Annotated in this window: 3 protein-coding genes and 2 pseudogenes; 3 read left to right on the top strand and 2 right to left on the bottom strand. The window is 39.7% G+C overall.

All coding sequences use genetic code 11. From position 1 onward, the window contains the following. Positions 1 to 258 (top strand): annotated as a pseudogene (locus IM507_RS00065) (hypothetical protein); the annotation flags it as partial. A gap of 128 nt (positions 259 to 386) precedes the next feature. After that, on the top strand, positions 387 to 5,258 hold the full coding sequence (locus IM507_RS00060; RefSeq protein WP_287636272.1) for a Calx-beta domain-containing protein: 4,872 nt from the start codon (positions 387 to 389) through the stop codon (positions 5,256 to 5,258). Positions 5,259 to 5,435: 177 nt separating this feature from the next. On the opposite strand, the gene IM507_RS00055 is transcribed toward IM507_RS00060, so the two are convergent. After that, the gene (locus IM507_RS00055) at positions 5,436 to 5,768 is read right to left on the bottom strand and encodes a type II toxin-antitoxin system RelE/ParE family toxin (protein ID WP_287636271.1); all 333 of its coding nucleotides are present in this window, start codon (positions 5,766 to 5,768) and stop codon (positions 5,436 to 5,438) included. Beyond that, entirely contained in the window at positions 5,765 to 6,055 is a 291-nt protein-coding gene (locus tag IM507_RS00050; protein WP_002754869.1) for a type II toxin-antitoxin system Phd/YefM family antitoxin, read from the bottom strand. Before IM507_RS00050 ends, IM507_RS00055 begins: the two co-directional genes overlap by 4 nt. Positions 6,056 to 6,131: 76 nt before the next feature. Here IM507_RS00050 and IM507_RS23365 point away from each other — a divergent pair. Continuing rightward, a pseudogene (locus IM507_RS23365) lies at positions 6,132 to 6,236 on the top strand (bluetail domain-containing putative surface protein); the annotation flags it as partial. Positions 6,237 to 6,486 lie beyond the last annotated feature (250 nt).

Here is a 6,486-nt window from a genome sequence, read left to right as displayed (position 1 = left end):
GAGGAAAGAACCATGCCTTTAATGAGTAATATGGAGTTACGAGGAATCGAACGCGGTAAGGAAATCGGGGTGCTAGAAAAAAGCCGCGATGCCATAAAAACAGTTTTAACTGTGCGGTTTGGAGAGATTTCTTCAGAAATTGAAGAGATAATCGGCAAAATGACTAACCCTACTATCTTAGAAGAGCTACTAAAATTAGCAGCTACCGCTAATTCTCTCGCAGAATTTAGGCAGTCTTTGGCAAAAATCAATATCTAGAAAACGGGTTTCTTAGAAAACGGGTTTCTTTGAGAAACCCGTTTTCTGTAAATTTTTGTTATAGAAACCTTGAAAAATTCGGGATTCTTTGAATAAAATAGTCGCAGTCATCCTTTGCGGTTAACGTCATGACTTCTACCCTTTTGCCGAGCTTTCCTGCTGTTGACGATGTTTTGTTCAATTTTGCTCAATCTGATGGCTTTTGGGCGAATTTAGAAACCGCTTTTGGCACAAGTTATGATGTGGTTAAAGCGACAGAGTTACGACAGCAGTGGAAAAGCCGAAATTTTAGTCAACTTCCTGAGATTGAGGTTGTCAACAGCAGTGTTTTAGGTAGTGCAAATGGCGCTTATGGGATTAGCACCAATAAGATATATCTATCTGAAAGCTTTTTTGCTTCTGCTAGTTCAGATGCTTTGGTTGCGGTGATGTTGGAAGAAATTGGGCATTTTGTGGATGCTCAAGTTAATACGGTGGATACGGTGGGGGATGAGGGAGAATTATTTTCTCATCTGGTGAGAGGGGTTAATTTAACTGAGGCTGAGTTAACTTATATTCAAACAGAAGATGATCGTTCTGTTATTGATTTAGGGGGACAATTTATAGGGGTTGAACAAACAGCACCAATTACTTTAATTGTCAATACTACTATAGATGAGAATGATGGTAGTGCCACTATTGGGAGTGGTTTATCTTTGCGGGATGCTGTGGCAATTGCTAATAAAAGTCCTAATACTCCCTATATTATTAAGCTGAAATCAGGAACGACTTATGCTTTAACTTATGTTAATAATACGACAACAGGCGATCGCAGTTTGAGGACGCAAGGTTCGATTACCATTGAAACTGATGGAACAGCACTAGCTTCTATTGTTAATAATGCTAGTTATAAACCACCAATTCGGTGGATGGATTATAATTCTATAATATCTAACTCTAGTAAACTTGGAGTTACATTAAACAATCTCTATATCAGCAGCAAAGGAGGAGGAAGGGGAATTTACAACAGTTCCAACGGGATATTAACATTAACCAACAGTACAATAACAGGTAATACGGCTAATGTTGGAGGAGGGGGAATTTACAACGATGGAACATTAACATTAACCAACAGTACAATATCTGGTAATACGGCTACTTATGGAGGGGGAATTTGGAACCGTGAAACATTAACATTAAACAATAATACAATATCTGGTAATACGGCTAATTATGGAGGGGGAATTTACAACGGTTTACCCCACTATTACAACGGGGAAAGGGGAACGTTAACATTAAACAATAATACAATATCTGGTAATACGGCTATAAGAAGTGGAGTTGGAAGTGGAGTTGGAGGGGGAATTGACAACTCCTACAGTGGAATATTAACATTAAACAACAACACAATATCTGGTAATACGGCTACTTATGGAGGGGGAATTTCCAACGGGGGAACATTAACATTAACGAATAACATTATTACTAACAATAATGCCAACTTAGGTGGTGGTATTGGCAATTATGGTACATGGAATTCAAATAGTATTATTAGTGGAAATACTGCGAACCAAGTTTGGTATATAAATCCAGATGGACTTTCAGTTGTGGACGAATTCACATGGATTGATTATTCTAATCAAAAAATAACAAATCCAATAGATCCAAAATATCCAAATATATTTGATCAAGTCACTTTTACCGCACTCCCACCCACTCCTAATCCTCCACCTAAACCAACGATATCAGTCAGTAATGCGTGGGTCGATGTTCCCGCAGGGACTAATCAAACAAAAGTGCTTAAATTCGAGGTTAAACTGTCCTCAGCTTATGATAAACCGATAACCGTTGATTACTATACCCTTGATGGAAGTGCCAATTCAATAGACCCTAACCAATTAAAAGATTTTAACAATGTTGTCAAAAAAACCCTCTCCTTTTTCCCAGGACAAACCAGCAAACAAATAGAAATTACCGTTTTAGGAAGTGCGCCTCCTACCGACCAAACCTTTGAGATTTTTGCCAAAGACACTGCTTTTCGTGATATTTGGAAAGATACGGATAAAGGCAAAGAAGTAGATAAGATCTATGACTATAGTGACCTGGGTTACGAAGGCTATCGTATCAATAAAGTTTTCAAAGATTCTACCACAGGATTTGATGCTGTTGGTTTAACTTCTGATGAAAAATTCTTTCTGGTTTTAGCCAATCCCCTTAATGCCAATGAATTTACATCCAATAGCAATAACTTACTGCAAGATATTGCCAACACTTCAGGCGGTAACAATACCGCCGCCTATACTGCTGGACAGAATCTAATCAACCAACTCACCAGCGCCAATCAATCCTATACCTTTACTAATGGCACAATTTATGACCTCGCTAAACCTCCTGTTTTAGCGATTCGGGGTGGATTTAGCCAAGGAAAAGATCTATTAAGTGATTTGAATCCTAAAGGAATTGGCTATAATCAATTTACTAACAATAAAGCCGCAATCAATCAATGGCTTTCAGAAGTAACTAATCCTGTAAGCGGATTGACTCTACGACCTAATATTACTGGATATAGTTTAGGCGGTGCATTAACTCAATGGGTAGGGGGTAGTTATACAGGACAACTCGGAAAGATTGTTACTTTCAATAGTCCGGGTATTTCCCAACAACCCGGCATTAATTTCAACGCTACTAATAACTTAGGTGTCACTCATTACATAACTTCGGCCGATGTGGTTAGCATGGCAGGTTCATCATACCTAAATGGAGTCTGGAACTTAGACAAATATTCAAAACCAACATCTGCAATTACCCTTGAAAAACATACAGTTCCCGTCTTAAATCAAGCTGTTACGATAACCAATAATATACATACAAAACCGACAGATTTAACTCGGAAAGTTGCCAACGGAAATACCACTGATTTAAGTAGTTACTGGTTTACATATTTGCCTGATGCTGATTATTTTGCCCTTCAAGCAGCCGTTGCTGCAATACGTCCAATTCTGGGTGCTGCTTTAACTTATCGTGGAACCGTTGAACTGAATCGAAAAGCAATTGGAAGTGCCATTGATGGTCTTGGAACTATATCCGATGCAGTAAAATCCGCTTACAACGCAGCTAAATCTTGGACTTCAGATGCGTGGGATGCGATTATTGGACAGTCTGACAAGAAACTTGGTTTATCTCCATCAACTGCAAATCAAAGCAATTCAACGCTAAAGCTTGCATCATCTTTTCTGGACACAAATAGCTATGAAATAGCAACAACAGCTACAGCATCACAGACAATTGATAACTTTTGGGATGCCATACCTGACTGGGGAAATAATGCTTGGCAAGCTACAACTAAATGGTCAGGAGATGCTTGGAAAAGTATTGATGAATGGACACCCCAAACTTGGCAAGCAACAACTACCTGGACAGCAGCCGATTGGAATAAACCATTCTTTACTATCTCAAATCCGACAATTGTAGAAAACAATTCAGGAACAAATAACCTGATATTTAAAGTTACATTGTCAACCACAAGTACCCAAACAATTACCGTAAATTATGCCACTGCTAATAACACAGCAACAGCAGGAAGCGACTATACAGCGAAAACAGGGACTCTCACCTTTACCCCCGGACAAATCAGCCAAGATATTATTATTTCCGTCAATGGTGATACTGCAATTGAACCAGATGAGACTTTCTTGATTAACCTTGCTAATCCTAGCAATGCGCTGATTACAGATAATCAAGGATTAGGAACAATTACTAATGATGATGGTGATAATACCAGTGTCACTCTTGCAGTTTCTCCTGGTAGTGTTACCGAAGATGGGACAACCAACTTAGTCTATACCTTCACTCGTACAGGAGTAACAACCAATCCTTTAACGGTTAATTACACCCTGGGAGGGACAGCTACTCTTAATACCGACTACACTCGTACAGGGACTACCAATACAGTCACCTTCGCTGCTAATTCATCCACTGCTACCGTAACAGTTGACCCCAAAACCGATACTACAGTTGAAAGTAACGAAACTATAGCATTAACTTTAGCTTCTGGGACAGGTTATACCGTAGGTACGACCACCGCAGTGACGGGGACAATTACCAATGATGATTTCTCCAAACTATCCATCAATAATATCACCGTTGTCGAGGGTAAAGATAATAATGCAATTCTTACCGTCACTGTCAACAACCCCAATCCACAACCAATTACCTTCAACTATACCACTGCACCCATTAACGCTACCGCTAATGTAGATTACACTAGCAAAACCGGAACTATCACCATTGCACCTAATACTTCCACTGCTACTATTAGCATTCCCATCCTCAATGATAACCTTAATGAGGCAAACGAAACTTTTGCCATTAACCTCAGTAATCCCGTCAATGCAACTCTTACCAATAACAAGGGAATTGTCACCATCAGCGACACCTTAACCGCTAATGTCACCACTACCCTACCCGCTAATGTGGAAAACCTCAGACTAATTGGCAGTAATAATATTAATGGTACAGGTAACGCCGGTAACAATAAAATCACCGGAAATAGTGGCAATAATCAAATCAATGGACGTGCGGGAATTGATACCTTAACCGGTGGTTTAGGTGCAGATACTTTTATCTTCCAATTTGGTCAATCTACCATATCAACAAGGGATCGTATCACAGATTTTGCCATCAATAGTGATAAAATTGACTTATTAACTCAAGCTGGAAACGCTATCAGTGCGCCTAGCAATTTCAGTCGTGCTGCTAATAGCACTGTCACCACTTTACAGAATTTAATCAATCAGGTATTTACTGATGCTAATGGAGCGATTACAGGTAATCAAGGATTAGGGGTTAATAGTGCCGCCTTAGTGCAAGTAACAACCGGTGCAATAGCTGGAACTTATCTCGTTATTAATGATAGCACGGCTGGCTTCCAATCCAGCAATAATTTATTAATAAATATCACCGGATTTACTGGCACTTTACCAGCTTTAGGGAGCATTCCAGTGGGTAATTTCTTTGTTTAATTAATACCTTTTTTCTAAAGTAATGGCAGAGATGGTTAATTACCATCACCCACACCCCCTCTCCCTTTTTGGGAGAGGACAGTAAGATGTCTGCCACGAATAAATAAAAATGGTATAACCTTACCTATCAAAACTTTGCCGTCACAATTTAGGACAACAATGGTATGCCATGGACCTCTACTCTTCTTCATCTTCTTGACTTGACAAAGGCTTTTGTGCAACGTGGCGCACGAAAAGAATCTGCACAATATCGCCAGTGATGGTAAAGAGAATTCTGTAGGCACTACGTCCCTTACCATAAATAAGTTGTCGGATTTCTTCCTCCAAGAAATTATTTTCAAAAGCAAGTGAACAACGGTAAGGCATTTGCTCTAGTGACAGAATTGCTTTGTACAATCCTTCTAGCCACAACCTCGCTTTTCGAGGAGAATCTTTACTGAACCACAGATAGGCTTTTTCAATTCCCTGTTGTGCTTCAGGTTGTATGACCGCTTGATACTTTTGGCTCATGGAGAACTGTCCAGCTTATCGAACAATTCAGAGAAGAATTCCTCTGCCTTCTTACCTTTGCCTTGCTTCATCTCTTCAAGACCACGCTTGACTCCTTTAAGCGTCTCAACCAATTCAGCAGCTTCAAGAAGTGTCTGATAGGATTCCGCATCTTGCACGACGAGTGCTGCTTTCCCATCAACCGTAAGCACCAAAGGGTCTTTGGTTTGTTTGAGATGCTCTAGGAACCGGGTCGTGTTTCGTTTAAACTCAGTTAAAGAATGAATGTCTTTTGAAAGGTTGAGCATTATCCTAGCAGACAAAACGCATTTAATTGTATGCTACCACAAATTAATTCCCCTGTGACAAATACCCGCTCCTCTCACGGCTGGCTTCCAATCCAGCAATGATTTATTAATAAATATCACCGGATTTACTGGTACTTTACCAGCTTTAGGGAGCATTCCAGTGGGTAATTTCTTTATCTAAGTTTCTAAGCTCTCCTTCTAAGTCACCTAGAAAAATGGTTTCTCCGAGAAACCCTTTTTCTGTGTTAAAAATTGTCAGCTACCCCCGCCATCCATTAGTTACATATTTCTTAAGTAGGTAGGCGTTAAAAGTTGTCAGACACCCCCCTTATCAAGCTATCCATTAGTCACATCTTTCTTAACATAAAATTTGACAAAAAGAGAAAAGTGTGCAAGATGGCTCAAGGGGGTTCTATGGGGGGACTAATTTG

The sequence above is a fragment of the Microcystis sp. M20BS1 genome, from assembly GCF_020245305.1.
GTDB lineage: Bacteria > Cyanobacteriota > Cyanobacteriia > Cyanobacteriales > Microcystaceae > Microcystis > Microcystis ichthyoblabe_A.
This window is presented reverse-complemented; position numbering and strand designations above follow the sequence as displayed.

Bases quoted from the DNA above. Each gene is read 5' to 3' on its own strand.
- IM507_RS00055 (WP_287636271.1), bottom strand. From the start codon at position 5,768: ATGAGCCAAAAGTATCAAGCGGTCATACAACCTGAAGCACAACAGGGA.
- IM507_RS00060 (WP_287636272.1), top strand. From the start codon at position 387: ATGACTTCTACCCTTTTGCCGAGCTTTCCTGCTGTTGACGATGTTTTG.
- IM507_RS00050 (WP_002754869.1), bottom strand. From the start codon at position 6,055: ATGCTCAACCTTTCAAAAGACATTCATTCTTTAACTGAGTTTAAACGA.